Here is a 14221-nt window from a genome sequence, read left to right on the forward strand (position 1 = left end):
CGAACGTGGACGCCGAGCTGACCAACAGGAGCCGGGACGCGATCAACGCGGCCACCAGCCGGGCCGTGTCCGAGGGGCACCCCGACCTCACCCCTGCCCACCTGCTGCTCGCGCTGCTCGGTGGTCAGGAGAACGAGAACATCACCGACCTGCTGGCCGCGGTCGACGCCGACCAGGCCGCCGTACGGGCCGCGGCCGAGCGTGTCCTCGCCGGACTGCCCAGCGTGACCGGATCCACCGTCGCGCCCCCGCAGCCCAACCGCGAACTGCTCGCCGTCATCGCCGAGGCGGCCGACAAGGCCAAGGAGCTCGGGGACGAGTACCTCTCCACCGAGCACCTCCTCATCGGGATCGCCGCGAAGGGCGGCCCGAGCGGCGACGTACTCTCCCAGCAGGGCGCCAGTGCGAAGAAGCTGCTTGAGGCGTTCCAGAAGAGCAGGGGAGGACGCCGGGTGACGACCCCGGATCCCGAGGGCCAGTACAAGGCGCTCGAGAAGTTCGGTACCGACTTCACCGCCGCCGCGCGCGACGGGAAGCTCGACCCGGTCATCGGCCGGGACCAGGAGATCCGCCGGGTCGTGCAGGTGCTGTCCCGGCGCACCAAGAACAACCCCGTCCTCATCGGTGAGCCCGGCGTCGGCAAGACCGCCGTCGTGGAGGGGCTCGCCCAGCGGATCGTGAAGGGCGACGTGCCCGAGTCGCTCAAGAACAAGCGGCTGGTCGCGCTCGACCTCGGCGCCATGGTGGCCGGGGCGAAGTACCGGGGTGAGTTCGAGGAGCGGCTGAAGACCGTCCTCGCCGAGATCAAGGACTCCGACGGGCAGATCATCACCTTCATCGACGAGCTGCACACGGTCGTCGGCGCGGGCGCGGGCGGCGACTCCGCCATGGACGCCGGCAACATGCTCAAGCCGATGCTCGCCCGCGGTGAGCTGCGGATGGTCGGCGCCACCACCCTCGACGAGTACCGCGAGCGGATCGAGAAGGACCCCGCCCTGGAGCGCCGCTTCCAGCAGGTCCTGGTCGCCGAGCCGTCCGTCGAGGACACCATCGCGATCCTGCGCGGACTCAAGGGCCGCTACGAGGCCCACCACAAGGTCGTGATCGCGGACAGCGCGCTGGTCGCCGCGGCTACCCTCTCCGACCGGTACATCACCTCCCGCTTCCTGCCCGACAAGGCCATCGACCTCGTCGACGAGGCCGCCTCCCGGCTGCGCATGGAGATCGACTCGTCCCCCGTCGAGATCGACGAACTCCAACGCGCGGTGGACCGGCTGCGCATGGAGGAGCTGGCCCTCGACAAGGAGACCGACCCCGCCTCCCGGCAGCGTCTGGAGAAGCTGCGCCGCGACCTCGCCGACAAGGAGGAGGAGCTGCGGGGCCTGACCGCCCGCTGGGAGAAGGAGAAGCAGTCCCTCAACCGCGTCGGCGAGCTGAAGGAGAAGCTCGACGAGCTGCGCGGCCAGGCCGAGCGTGCCCAGCGCGACGGCGACTTCGACACCGCCTCCAAGCTGCTCTACGGCGAGATCCCCACCCTGGAGCGGGACCTGGAGGAGGCCTCCGAGGCGGAGGAGGAAGCCGCCAGGGACACCATGGTCAAGGAGGAGGTCGGCCCCGACGACATCGCGGACGTGGTCGGCTCCTGGACGGGCATCCCGGCCGGGCGCCTCCTGGAGGGCGAGACCCAGAAGCTCCTGCGCATGGAGGAGGAGCTGGGCCGCCGTCTCATCGGCCAGAGCGAGGCCGTCCAGGCCGTGTCCGACGCCGTACGCCGTACCCGCGCCGGCATCGCCGACCCGGACCGGCCCACCGGATCCTTCCTCTTCCTCGGCCCGACCGGCGTCGGCAAGACCGAACTGGCCAAGGCCCTCGCGGACTTCCTCTTCGACGACGAGCGGGCCATGATCCGCATCGACATGAGCGAGTACGGCGAGAAGCACAGCGTCGCCCGGCTGGTCGGCGCCCCTCCCGGGTACATCGGCTACGAGGAGGGCGGCCAGCTCACGGAGGCCGTGCGCCGGCGCCCGTACAGCGTCATCCTGCTGGACGAGGTCGAGAAGGCGCACCCGGAGGTCTTCGACATCCTCCTCCAGGTGCTGGACGACGGACGGCTCACCGACGGACAGGGCCGCACGGTCGACTTCCGCAACACCATCCTCGTCCTGACCTCGAACCTGGGCAGCCAGTTCCTGGTCGAGCCGCTGACCTCCGCGGAGGAGAAGAAGCAGCAGGTCCTGGAGGTCGTGAGGGCCTCCTTCAAGCCAGAATTCCTCAACCGCCTCGATGACCTCGTGGTCTTCTCGGCGCTGAACAAGGAGGAGCTGGAGCGCATCGCCGGGCTCCAGATCGGCCGCCTCGCGAAGCGGCTGGCGGAGCGTCGGCTCAGCCTGGAGGTCAGCGACGCGGCCCTGGCCTGGCTCGCGGACGAGGGCAATGATCCTGCGTACGGGGCCCGGCCGCTGCGCCGCCTCGTCCAGACCGCGATCGGCGACCGGCTCGCCAAGGAGATCCTGGCGGGCGAGGTCAAGGACGGCGACACGGTCCGGGTGGACGCCTTCGGGGACGGCCTGATCGTGGGGGTCGCGCAGTAGCCCGGACGGGCTGATTCTCAGCGGTCGACGGCGCGGTCCCGGCGGCGCCGTCGTCACTGGCCGCAGCGGATACACACTCCTGGTGGTGGTGTCCGTGCCTTTGCCTGTGGGGGTTGCCACTGACCGCCCGTGATGGGGGAGGATGGCAGCATCCGTACGAAGGGAAATACACGGTGAGCATCGACCCGTCCTCGATTCCGAATTTCGGGGGCCAGCCCGAGCCGCAGCCCGGCGGACCGGCGGGCCCCGTCGTCCCGGATCAGGATCTCGTGAAGCAGCTCCTGGATCAGATGGAGCTGAAGTACGTCGTCGACGACGAGGGTGACCTCGCGGCGCCGTGGGAGGAGTTCCGTACGTACTTCATGTTCCGCGGCGAGGGCGACCAGCAGGTCTTCTCGGTGCGGACGTTCTACGACCGGCCGCACCAGATCGACGAGAAGCCGACTCTGCTGGAGTCCATCGACGACTGGAACCGCCGCACGCTGTGGCCGAAGGTCTACAGCCACACGCACGACGACGGCACTGTCCGCCTGATCGGCGAGGCACAGATGCTGATCGGCACCGGCGTCGCCCTCGAGCACTTCGTTTCGTCGACGGTCAGCTGGGTGCGGGCCGCCATCGAGTTCGACAAGTGGCTCGTCGAGCAGCTCGGCCTCGAGCAGGAAGTCAACGAGGCGGAGGAGAAGCCCGAGGACGACGAAGAGGAGTAGTCCTCCCACCAGGTTTTACAGCGGCGTGTGCGCGATGACGACCAGATACGCGCCGTAGGCGAACGAGAGCCCGGCCAGGGCGCCGACCACCAGGACGGCGTGCCAGGGCCGGGCTCTTGCCGTGCGGACCAGCGCCCGGGCCAGCGGCAGCAGCAGCGGGAACGCGGGCAGCAGGAAGCGCGGCTTGCACTCGAAGAACCCGGAGCCGCCGAGCGCGATCAGCAGCAGTACCCCGCTGTGCACGAGCAGGGGCAGCGGGGCACGGTCCGCGATCAGCAGCGCGTACAGCAGCACGGCCGCCGCCACGACCACCATCGTCATCGGAAACACGAAACGGTCGCCGTGCGTCAGCAGATGCCGTACGAAGCGCAGTGAACCGGCGCCGAAGTCGAAGCGCGAGCCCCACAACCGCTGCACCTCGAAATAGCCGCCGAGCGGATCGCCCTCGCGTCGGCCCACCCACAGCACATAGCCGCCCCAGCCGACCGGCGCGAGCGCCGCGCCCGTCCACAGCCTGTGGGAAACCCGTCCGCGCCGACGCCAGACCTCGCACGCCGCCGTGGCCAGCACCGCCGCGGCCACCGCGAGGCCGTTCGGCCGCGACATGCCCGCGAGCGCGGCCAGCGTGCCCGCCCACAGCCAGCGCCCGGTGAGCACCGCGTACAACGACCAGGCGGCGAAGGCGGTGAGGACGGGCTCGGTGTATGCAAGGGACAGCACGATCGAGTGCGGGAGCAGGCCCCACAGCATGACCAGCGCGGTGGCGACGGCGCGGCCGTGCAGCCGGGCCCCGATCGCGTAGATCCCGCAGGCGGCGACCGCGGCGGCGGTCCAGGCGACCAGCAGCCCCGCCGCGCCGCCGCTCAGCGCGGTCAGCGTCGTGACGGCGCGGATCAGCCCCGGATACAGCGGGAAGAACGCCAGGTCGCTGTGGACGACGGTGGTCCTGAAGTACTGGGTGCGTCCGTAGCCGTGCGCCGCGATCCCCAGATACCAGAGCGAGTCCCAGGACCGCCCGAGCAGGGCGAGGGGATGCCTGCCGCCCGCCCAGGCGGTCCCGGCGAGCACGAGAACGCCGACGAGTCGCGCCGTCGCGAACAGCGCCAGCGCCTGCGCGAGAGGGGGCAGGCCGTGCGCGGGGCGCGTCGGACGGCCGCGCCCCCCGTCTCCGGGCTTCGGGGCGGCGGGGGCCGGAAGGGTACTGGCGTGGGTCACACCCGAACTGTGCGTCCCTTACGGGGTATTTGCGAGCTTTACACGCCTGGGAGGGTGCGGTTTCCCCCACTTCGGCGCGCCGTCCCCACCGTCCCGGGCCCCCGTGCTACCAGGCCGCCTTGAGCCGCTTCGCCGCCTCCTCCAGCACCTCGGTCCGCTTGCAGAACGCGAACCGCACGAAGGGCGCGCCCGCCTCCCGGTGGTCGTAGAAGACCGCGTTCGGGATGGCGACGACCCCGGCGCGTTCCGGGAGCGCGCGGCAGAAGGCGAAGCCGTCGGACTCGCCGAGCGGCCGGATGTCGGTGGTGATGAAGTACGTGCCCGCCGGCTGGAAGACCTTGAACCCCGCCTCCGTGAGCCCGGCCGCCAGCACGTCCCGCTTGGCCAGCATGTCCGCACGGAACGCCGCGAAGTACGTGTCGGGCAGCGCCAGCGCCTCGGCCACGGCGTACTGGAACGGCCCCGACGCCACGTACGTCAGGAACTGCTTGGCCGACCGTACGGCGGTGACGAGGTCCGGTGTGCCCGTCACCCAGCCCACCTTCCACCCCGTGAAGGAGAAGGTCTTCCCCGCGCTGCCGATGGTGACCGTCCGCTCCCGCATCCCCGGGAAGGAGGCCAGCGGCAGGTGCTCGGCCTCGTCGAACACCAGGTGCTCGTACACCTCGTCCGTGATGACGAGGAGATCCCGCTCGACGGCGAGCTTCGCGATCTCCCCGAGCTCCTCGCGGGTCAGGACGGTGCCGGTCGGGTTGTGCGGGGTGTTGACGAGCAGCAGCCGGGTGTTGTCGGTGACCGCGTCGCGCAGCTCGTCGAGGTCGAGCCGGAAGCGCCGGTGGGTGACTCCCTCGCGGGTCTCCTCGTGCGGGCGCAGGGTGACCGGGATCCTGGTCCCGCCCGCCATCGCGATGCTGGCCGCGTACGAGTCGTAGTACGGCTCCAGGGCGACGACCTCGTCACCGGGCTCGACCAGCGCGAGCAGCGACGCCGCGATGGCCTCCGTGGCACCGGCCGTGACGAGCACCTCGCGGTCCGGGTCGTACGCCAGCCCGTACCGCTGCTTCTGGTGCGCGGCGATCGCCGTACGCAGCTCGGGCACGCCGGGGCCCGGCGGGTACTGGTTGCCGCGCCCGTCGCGCAGCGCCCGTACGGCCGCCTCCCTGATCTCCTCGGGCCCGTCCGTGTCGGGGAAGCCCTGGCCCAGGTTGATCGAACCGGTGCTCAGGGCCAGGGCCGACATCTCGGCGAAGATCGTCGTGCCGAACTCGGCGAGTCGGCGGTTGAGGAGGGGGCGGCGGCCGTTGGAGGTCATGCCGGTCATCCTGCGCCGAAGCTCTGGAGTTCCTCAACTCTGCTTTGGCTGGTGAGACGCGAGGGCATCCCCCTGGCACGCAAGAAGCGAGGCGCCCACGGGGGGTCGCTTCGGGGGAACGAAAGGAGGGTGACGCCATGTTCATCGGCTTCATCCTGGCGGTCGTCTTCATCCTGTTCGTGGTGTCGTTGCGTGCCGCTGTCCGCGGCCGGAAGAAGGTCGGGCTCTCGAAGAGCTCGTCGGGTTCGGCGCGGGGCCGCCGCTCGGGGGGCCGGTCCTCGGACAGCTCCGGCAGCTGGTGGGCCGGCGGGGCCGGGGGAGCCGTGTCGTCCTGCGGCAGCGGTTCGTCCGGCGGGCACCACGGGGGGCACTCGTGCGGCGGGCACTCGTCGTGCGGGGGCGGCTCGTCCTGCGGAGGCGGGTCGTCGTGCGGGGGCGGCGGGGGGTGCGGCGGAGGCAGCTGAGCCTCGCCGGGGGTGCGGTGCGCGGGGCGAGGGAGGGGCTCCTGCCGGGTCGGTGGGGGCTGCTCGCGCCCGCGCGGCGGAGCCGAAGACGTCACCGTCCCGCGCTCCTTACGGTGCGCCGGGGCGCTTCGTTCCGCGCGCCCCGGCGCACGCCGTAGTTGAACAGTTGAACTGTGGGGCCCTCGGGGGGATGGAAACCCTCCGAAGTTGGGTAAAAACGCTGTGACGGCGCCACAGTTCATGATTCCCTCTAAACCACCAAAGCAGCCCTCGGATCGTCCCTTCCCCACAGGGCAGACCGGGCTGACCGGGCCGATCCCCCGGTACTGAGGTACCGACCGGGTGCGCCGGATCCCCACCTCCCTTTTTTGCGTGCTAGCGGAGCCGACCCATGCTCACGACCCTGAACACCTCGTACACCGACACGCGCGCGGCCGACCTGGCGTGGGCCCTGGGGCGCGAACCGCTCCCCGCGCTCGCCACCCTCGACCTCGAACTCGGCGGGGCGAGACTGCAGTTGCGGCTCCTCGGCGCGTCCCACCAGGTCCTCCTGGAGGAGGAGCGGGGCAGCTGTTCGGAAACCGTCGCGTGCATCGCCGGCAGCAGCACACCGCTTCCGCTCGGGGTGGCCAAGCGGGTCGGTGACTGGGAGTACGAGTTCGCGGCGCGCGTCGAGACGCTCTCCTGCGGGTCCTTCGCGGGGCGGGCGCAGGAGTTACTGGCCCTGGTCTCCGACCACCCCAACGGGCTCGCCGGGGTCTTCCCCGGCAGTCCGCACGCCTTCACCGCGCTGCTCGCCCAGCGCCACGGGGGGCAGGTCCACTGGCGTACGTGGCACGCCTACCCGCAGGACGGCCAGTTGGTGGCGACACGCACGAGGGTGGGGGTACGGGTGACGGCGGCGGTGCTGTGAGGGGGGTGGAGCGTCGAGTGTCGTCCCGCCTGCCGCTTCGGCAGCCGTCCCGGCTGCCGACGAACTCGTCATCAGCGCCGGACGCCACACATCGGGACGGCACTTCCACACGTGTGGGTGACGAAGCGTCGTGGTGGCGTGACGTAGCGTTCCACGCGTGATCGAACCGCACGCGCCTGCTCCCCCCGGCGCGCCGCCGCCCTGGGGCGTCCAGGGCCAGGCGCGGCTGCCCGTCCGCCCGGGCATCGGGCGGTTCCTGGTCCTCGCGGGCGTGTTCGTCTGCGCGGCCTGTGGACTCGTGTACGAACTCGAACTCGTCGCCCTCGCCTCGTACCTGATCGGCGACTCGGTCACCCAGGCCTCCGTGGTCCTCTCCGTGATGGTCTTCGCCATGGGCATCGGCTCCCTCGCCGCGAAACGCCTGCGCCCCCGCGCCGCGGCCGGCTTCGGCGCCGTCGAGGCGGCGCTCGCCCTGATCGGCGGCTGCAGCGCGATGGCCCTGTACGCGGTGTTCGCGTGGACCGGCGACTGGGGCGGAGTGTGGACGAGCGGCTCGCGCTACCTCCTGGCGGCCTTCTCCCTCGCCATCGGCCTCCTCATCGGCGCCGAAGTCCCCCTCCTCATGGAGCTGATACAGCGCATCCGCCGCCAGGACCCGGGCGGTGCGGTGGCGGACCTCTTCGCGGCGGACTACGTCGGCGCCCTCGTCGGCGGCCTCGCCTTCCCCTTCCTCCTGCTCCCCCTCCTCGGGCAGCTGGAGGGCGCGCTGCTCACCGGAACCGTGAACGCGCTGGCCGGCGGAGCCCTCGTACTGGGCCTGTTCCGCGGGGACCTGAGCCGACGCGGACGCTGGTTCCTGCTCATCGCCAACGTCTTGGTCCTCGCCCTGCTCGCCGCGGCCGCCGCCCATGTCGGCGACTTCGAACGCGCGGCCCGGCGCGCCGTCTACGGCAAGGACGTACGGGTCGCCCTGCAGACCGGCGTCCAGGAGGTCGTGCTCACCGGCGGCACGCACGGCCGCCCGCTCGACCTCTTCCTCGACGGACGCCTGCGGGTCAGCGGCCGCGACGAGCACCGCTACCACGAGGCGCTGGTCCACCCCGCGATGAACGGCCCCCACGCGCGCGTGCTCGTCCTCGGCGGCGGTGACGGACTCGCCACCCGCGAGGTGCTGCGCGACCCGGGCGTGCGCCGCGTCGACGTGGTCGAACTCGACCCCGGGGTGGTGCGGTTGGCGCGCACCGACCCGGCCCTGTCGGCCCTCAACGCGCACGCGTTCGGCGACCGGCGCGTCCACGTGTTCACCGCCGACGCCTTCGGCTGGCTGCGCGGGGCCGCGTCGACGTACGACGTGGTCATCTCGGACCTGCCCGACCCCGGGATCACGGCGAGCACCAAGCTGTACTCGCAAGAGTTCTACGGCCTGGCGCGCCGCGTCCTCGCCCCCGGTGGCCGCCTGGCCGTCCACGCGGGCCCCGTCTCCTCCCGTCCCCGCGTCTTCTGGACGGTCGAGTCCACACTCCGGGCGGCCGGCCTGCGCACCACCCCTTACCGCGTCGGCGGCCGGGACTCCAGTTTCGCGGCCGGCCCCGACCGGACGGCGGGCGCGTCGAGCGCCCCCCGCGACTGGGGCTTCATCCTGGCCTCCGCCACGGGCACGCCCCTGCGCCTCGACCCGCACGGCCCACGCCTGCGTACGCTCACGCAGCCGTCCCTCACCGCCGACGCTCACGCCGCGTGGCGTACCCGCGTTCCCGGCCTGGCGCCCTCCACACTGGTCCATCCGCGCTACGCCGACTGAGACGGCGGACGGACGAATCCCCGGATACGAGGGTGCGGTGCGGGCCGTCCTGGGTAGGCTCGGCCGACATGGAGCATGAGGTGTTCGTTCCGGTTCAGGCCGAACGGCTGAGGGAGGCGCTGGCCGATCCTGTACGGGTGGCCCGGGCGGTCCCCGGACTCCAGCAGGACGCCGGGACGCCGCCCGTCTCCGGGCGCCTGAAAGTCCGCGTCGGCGGCCACACCATCACCTACCGGGGGACGGTCCGGGTCACCGCGAGGGACGACGGTTCGTACGCCGTCGAGGGCGACGCCACCGAGGCGCGCGGCCCCGGCACCGTGAAACTCGCCCTCGTGCTCACCCTCACCCCCTCCGACGGCGGCACGACCGTCACCGTCACCGGAACCACCACCGCGGACGGCCGCGTGGCGGATCTCCCCCCGGACGCGGTCTCCGCGACCACGGGCCGTCTGCTGAACCGGTTCGTCGAGAACTTGGCGGAGGCGCCGGAGACGCCACCGGCCGCGGCCGAACGGGAGCCGGAACGGGAGACCGAGCAGGGACGGGAGACAGCGCCGGAGGTCGAGCGGGAGCCGGAGGCCGAGCCGGAAGCGGAGGTCGAGCCCGCCCCGGAGGCCGAGCCCTCCGCCCTCTTCGAGGAGGAGGAACCGGCCCCGCCCGCCCCGAGCCGTGTGAACAGGGAGGATGCCGTGGCCGAGGCCGCGCATGCGCGGCGGACGATGATCGGCCGCAGCGCGGAGGAGGTGGACCACGCCCCGCCGCGTGGCCGCTACGCCCCCGTCCCGGCGCCGGAGACCGCCGACGCCCGCGCCACGCTCCGCTGGGCGGCCCCCGCCGCGGCCGTCGCCCTGGCCTCGGCCATCGCCGTCACCCGAGCCCTGCGCAAACGCCGCTGACGGCAGCCTTGAGGCGCGGGGAACCGCGCGACCGGCCCCCACCGTCCCGCGGCCGACAACCCCAACAAGGAATCCGGCCCAGTAGGGTCAACTCCGTGAGTAACGAAGACATCACGCTGACCGCGGGCGACGCGGAAGTGACCGTCACACCCGGCAACGGCGGACGGATCGGCAGTCTACGAATCGGCGACGTCGAACTACTGCGGCAGGGCCATAAGTTCGGCTGCTTCCCGATGGTCCCGTGGTGCGGAAGAATCCGCGACGGCCGCTTCCTGGACGGCGCCACCCTCCAGCAGATGCCGCTCAACGCCCCACCGCACGCCATCCACGGCACCGCCCGGGACGGCGCCTGGCGCACCGCCCGCACCGGCAAGTCCGAGGCCGTGATCACGTACGACCTCGTGGCCCCTTGGCCCCACCCCGGCCGCGTCACCCAGCTCTTCACCCTGACCGAGGACGCCTTCACGGTCACCATGTCCGTGGAGACGTACGAGGACTCGTTCCCCGCCCAGGTCGGCTGGCACCCGTGGTTCAACAGGAACCTCGGCCAAGGAGACGTCCAGGTCGACTTCACCCCGGCCTGGCAGGAGGAACGCGGCGAGGACCACCTGCCCACCGGCCACCGCATCGAACCGAAGCCCAGCCCCTGGGACGACTGCTTCGGCATGCCGGACGGCGTCGACGTCACGCTCACCTGGCCGGGGCAGCTGGAGCTGAAGGTGGCCAGCAGGGAGCAGTGGGTGGTGGTGTACGACGAGCAGGAGGCCGCCGTCTGCGTCGAACCGCAGACCGGCCCGCCCAACGGGCTGAACACCCGCCCGCGCCTGGTCACCCCCATCGACCCCGTCGAGGCGACCATGACCTGGAGCTGGCGGCGCCTTTAAGCTGGCGGACATGAGTGACGTACGCGGCGCGCTGCTGCAGCAGATCAAGGACAAGGCCGTGGTGCACGGCAAGGTGACCCTTTCGTCGGGCAAGGAAGCCGACTACTACATCGACCTTCGCCGGATCACGCTCGACGGTGTGGCCGCGCCGCTGGTCGGTCAGGTCATGCTCGACCTGACCGACGAACTCGACTACGAGGCCGTCGGCGGTCTGACCCTCGGAGCGGACCCGGTCGCGACCGCGATGCTGCACGCCTCCGCCGCGCGCGGGAAGACGCTGGACGCCTTTGTCGTGCGCAAGGCCGGCAAGGCCCACGGCCTTCAGCGTCGCATCGAGGGTGCCGAGGTCAAGGGGCGCCGTGTCCTGGCGGTCGAGGACACCTCCACCACCGGTGGCTCGGTGCTGACCGCGGTGGAGGCGCTGCGCGAAGCCGGTGCCGAGGTCGTCGCCGTGGCCACGATCGTGGACCGGGACACCGGTGCCGCCGAGGCCGTCGCCGAGAAGGCCGGAGTGCCGTACCTCTTCGCCTACTCCAAGGACGAGTTGGGCCTGGACTAGGACACCCGGCACGGGACCCCGCAGAACTCGGGGTCCCGTATCCCGGACAGGGTGTCTGGAGCATCCGGTCAAGTCTGGAAAGATGGGGACGACGATGACGTCGCCCCCCTAGGTCAGGGCCGAAAGCACCAGTCCCGTCGTGCCGCAGCAGCGGTACGCAGACCCGCACATACAAGGAGCGGACAGATGCCCATCGCAACCCCCGAGGTCTACAACGAGATGCTCGACCGGGCGAAGGCAGGCAAGTTCGCCTACCCGGCCATCAACGTGACCTCCTCCCAGACCCTGCACGCTGCACTGCGCGGCTTCGCGGAGGCGGAGAGCGACGGCATCATCCAGATGTCCACCGGTGGTGCGGAGTTCCTCGGCGGCCAGCACAAGAAGGACATGGTGACCGGCGCCGTCGCGCTCGCCGAGTTCGCGCACATCGTCGCCGCCAAGTACGACATCACCGTCGCGCTGCACACGGACCACTGCCCCAAGGACAAGCTGGACACGTACGTCCGTCCGCTGCTCGACATCTCCGCCGAGCGCGTCGCCAAGGGCGAGAACCCGCTGTTCCAGTCGCACATGTGGGACGGCTCCGCCGAGACCCTCGCCGACAACCTGGCCATCGCCCAGGAGCTGCTCGCCAAGGCCGCCGCCGCGAAGATCATCCTCGAGGTCGAGATCACCCCGACCGGCGGTGAGGAGGACGGCGTCAGCCACGAGATCAACGACTCCCTCTACACCACCGTCGACGACGCGCTGCGCACCGCCGAGGCCCTCGGCCTGGGTGAGAAGGGCCGCTACCTGCTGGCCGCGTCCTTCGGCAACGTGCACGGCGTCTACAAGCCGGGCAACGTCGTCCTGCGCCCCGACCTCCTCAAGGAGCTGAACGACGGCGTCGCCGCCAAGTACGGCAAGCCGTCCCCGTTCGACTTCGTCTTCCACGGCGGCTCCGGCTCCACGGCCGAGGAGATCGCCACCGCGCTGGAGAACGGCGTCGTGAAGATGAACCTCGACACCGACACCCAGTACGCCTTCACGCGCCCCGTCGCGGACCACATGTTCAAGAACTACGACGGTGTCCTGAAGGTCGACGGCGAGGTCGGCTCCAAGAAGACCTACGACCCGCGCACCTGGGGCAAGCTCGCCGAGGCCGGCATGGCGGGGCGTGTCACCGAGGCGTGCGAGATGCTGCGCTCCGCGGGCAACAAGCTCAAGTAGTCACCCGGTTTCCCCCGGTCGGCACCCGGTTTCCCCCGGTCCGGACCGTACGAGAAAGGGCTCGGCACCCCCACGGGGCCGGGCCCTTCCGTATGCTCCGAAGTATGGCTGCGCCTCTGCAGAAGACATCGGGCGAGGGAGCGGGACCGGGTCCCGAGGTGCGGATCTCCAGTCCCACCGGCAAGTGGATCCTGCTGACCACCGTCCTCGGCTCCAGCATGGCCATGCTGGACTCGACGGTCGTCAACGTCGCGCTGCCCACGATCGGCCGTGACCTGGGCACGGGCCTCGCGGCACTCCAGTGGACCGTGAACGCGTACATGCTGACCCTCGCGGGCCTGATCCTGCTCGGCGGTTCGCTCGGCGACCGCTTCGGACGGCGCAAGATCTTCGTCCTCGGTGTGGTGTGGTTCGCCTCCGCCTCGCTGCTGTGCGGCCTCGCGCCGACCGGCGGCGTACTGATCGCGGCCCGCGCCCTGCAGGGCATCGGCGGAGCCCTGCTCACCCCCGGTTCGCTCGCGATCATCCAGGCGTCCTTCCACCCGGACGACCGGGCCAGGGCCGTCGGCCTGTGGTCGGGCTTCGGCGGCGTCGGCGCGGCGGTCGGCCCGTTCCTGGGCGGCTGGCTGGTGGACGGTCCCGGCTGGCGCTGGGTCTTCCTGATCAACGTGCCGGTGGCGCTGGTCTGCGCCCCCATCGCCGTGCGCCACGTCCCCGAGTCGTCCGACGGCCGTGCGCACGGCCGGGGCTTCGACGTCCTCGGTGCCGTCCTCGGCGCCTTGGCCCTCGCCCTGGTGACGTACGCCTTGATCGAGGCCACGAGCGGTTCCGTACTGGTCTGGGTGTCGGCGGTCGGGGGCGTGGCGGCCGGCGTGGCCTTCGTGTACGTCGAACGGCGCCGACCCGATCCGATGATGCCGCCGGACATCTTCTCGTCGCGGCAGTTCACGGCCGTCAACCTCGTCACGCTGTGCGTGTACGCGGCCTTCGGCGGTTTCTTCTTCCTGACCGCGCTCCAGCTCCAGGTCGTGGCGGGCTACTCGGCCCTGGGCGCCGGTACGGCACTGCTGCCGACGACCGTCCTGATGCTGCTCTTCTCCGCCCGCTCCGGCGAGCTCGCCCAGCGCATCGGCCCGCGCATCCCGCTCACCGTCGGCCCGCTGCTGTGCGCGACGGGCATGCTGCTCATGCTGCGGGTGGGCCCGCACGCCTCGTACCTCGGAGATGTGCTTCCGGCGCTGGTGGTGATGGGCGCGGGCATGGTGACCCTGGTCGCGCCCCTGACCGCGACCGTCCTCGCCTCCGTGGACGCCGGGCGGGCGGGCCTGGCCAGCGGGATCAACAACGCGGCGGCCCGCGCGGCCGGACTGATCGCGGTGGCCGCGCTGCCCTTGCTGGCCGGGATGGGCCCGGAGGCGTACCGCTCGGCGGACGCCTTCAACGCCGCCTTCCGGCGTGCGATGCCCCTGTGCGCCGGGGTGCTGGTCGTCGGGGCGGTGCTGGCCTTCACGACCGTGCGCCGCCCGGCCCCCGACTGCCGGCGCCCCCAGTGCCGCACGCACGGCTGCGTGACGGCCCCGCCACTGGAGCCTTCGCGCCCCCGCCCGCCCCAGCCCCGGTGAAGCGGGAGGCGGGGCCGCACGTCGTGGCTCCGGGGCGGCTGCTCG

11 protein-coding genes are annotated in these 14221 nt (G+C 71.7%); 9 read left to right on the top strand and 2 right to left on the bottom strand.

Annotation, left to right across the window (positions count from 1 at the left end):
• Window positions 1-5: 5 nt before the first annotated feature.
• Window positions 6-2591 (top strand): ATP-dependent chaperone ClpB, encoded by a 2586-nt coding sequence (gene clpB / locus AAFF41_RS26080; protein WP_319750230.1) that lies wholly within the window; start codon window positions 6-8, stop codon window positions 2589-2591.
• Between the two features lie 173 nt (window positions 2592-2764).
• A complete protein-coding gene (locus tag AAFF41_RS26085; RefSeq protein WP_054231341.1) occupies window positions 2765-3301 on the top strand; it encodes a YbjN domain-containing protein in 537 nt (178 codons plus the stop codon).
• 15 nt (window positions 3302-3316) lie between these two features.
• Here the strand turns inward: AAFF41_RS26085 and AAFF41_RS26090 are convergent, their stop codons facing one another.
• Complete coding sequence (locus AAFF41_RS26090; RefSeq protein WP_388409583.1) at window positions 3317-4516, bottom strand: hypothetical protein; 1200 nt, start codon at window positions 4514-4516, stop codon at window positions 3317-3319.
• A gap of 106 nt (window positions 4517-4622) precedes the next feature.
• Window positions 4623-5837, bottom strand: a complete 1215-nt coding sequence (locus AAFF41_RS26095) for a pyridoxal phosphate-dependent aminotransferase (RefSeq protein ID WP_054231342.1) — start codon at window positions 5835-5837, stop codon at window positions 4623-4625.
• Between the two features lie 846 nt (window positions 5838-6683).
• Here AAFF41_RS26095 and AAFF41_RS26100 point away from each other — a divergent pair.
• The 7 genes from AAFF41_RS26100 (at window position 6684) to AAFF41_RS26130 (ending at window position 14176) form a co-directional block, all read left to right on the top strand.
• Window positions 6684-7205 carry a DUF2617 family protein gene (locus AAFF41_RS26100; RefSeq protein WP_343324705.1) on the top strand — a complete coding sequence of 174 codons (522 nt, stop codon included), beginning with the start codon at window positions 6684-6686 and terminating at the stop codon, window positions 7203-7205.
• 157 nt (window positions 7206-7362) lie between these two features.
• Window positions 7363-9006, top strand: a complete 1644-nt coding sequence (locus AAFF41_RS26105; protein ID WP_319750231.1) for a polyamine aminopropyltransferase — start codon at window positions 7363-7365, stop codon at window positions 9004-9006.
• A 68-nt stretch (window positions 9007-9074) separates the two neighbouring features.
• The gene (locus AAFF41_RS26110) at window positions 9075-9902 is read left to right on the top strand and encodes an SRPBCC domain-containing protein (RefSeq protein ID WP_319750232.1); all 828 of its coding nucleotides are present in this window, start codon (window positions 9075-9077) and stop codon (window positions 9900-9902) included.
• Window positions 9903-9997: 95 nt separating this feature from the next.
• A complete protein-coding gene (locus AAFF41_RS26115; protein ID WP_319750233.1) occupies window positions 9998-10786 on the top strand; it encodes an aldose epimerase family protein in 789 nt (262 codons plus the stop codon).
• Window positions 10787-10796: 10 nt separating this feature from the next.
• Window positions 10797-11345, top strand: a complete 549-nt coding sequence (gene pyrE / locus AAFF41_RS26120) for an orotate phosphoribosyltransferase (protein ID WP_319750234.1) — start codon at window positions 10797-10799, stop codon at window positions 11343-11345.
• A gap of 186 nt (window positions 11346-11531) precedes the next feature.
• Window positions 11532-12554 carry a class II fructose-bisphosphate aldolase gene (gene fbaA / locus AAFF41_RS26125; protein ID WP_060901612.1) on the top strand — a complete coding sequence of 341 codons (1023 nt, stop codon included), beginning with the start codon at window positions 11532-11534 and terminating at the stop codon, window positions 12552-12554.
• Window positions 12555-12658: 104 nt separating this feature from the next.
• Window positions 12659-14176 (top strand): MFS transporter, encoded by a 1518-nt coding sequence (locus tag AAFF41_RS26130; protein ID WP_319750235.1) that lies wholly within the window; start codon window positions 12659-12661, stop codon window positions 14174-14176.
• Window positions 14177-14221: the final 45 nt, after the last annotated feature.

Source organism: Streptomyces mirabilis (assembly GCF_039503195.1).
GTDB lineage: Bacteria > Actinomycetota > Actinomycetes > Streptomycetales > Streptomycetaceae > Streptomyces > Streptomyces mirabilis_D.

Coding starts and splice junctions, on each gene's coding strand:
- fbaA (WP_060901612.1), top strand. CDS start 11,532: ATGCCCATCGCAACCCCCGAGGTCTACAACGAGATGCTCGACCGGGCG.
- AAFF41_RS26100 (WP_343324705.1), top strand. CDS start 6,684: ATGCTCACGACCCTGAACACCTCGTACACCGACACGCGCGCGGCCGAC.
- AAFF41_RS26095 (WP_054231342.1), bottom strand. CDS start 5,837: ATGACCGGCATGACCTCCAACGGCCGCCGCCCCCTCCTCAACCGCCGA.
- pyrE (WP_319750234.1), top strand. CDS start 10,797: ATGAGTGACGTACGCGGCGCGCTGCTGCAGCAGATCAAGGACAAGGCC.
- AAFF41_RS26110 (WP_319750232.1), top strand. CDS start 9,075: ATGGAGCATGAGGTGTTCGTTCCGGTTCAGGCCGAACGGCTGAGGGAG.
- AAFF41_RS26130 (WP_319750235.1), top strand. CDS start 12,659: ATGGCTGCGCCTCTGCAGAAGACATCGGGCGAGGGAGCGGGACCGGGT.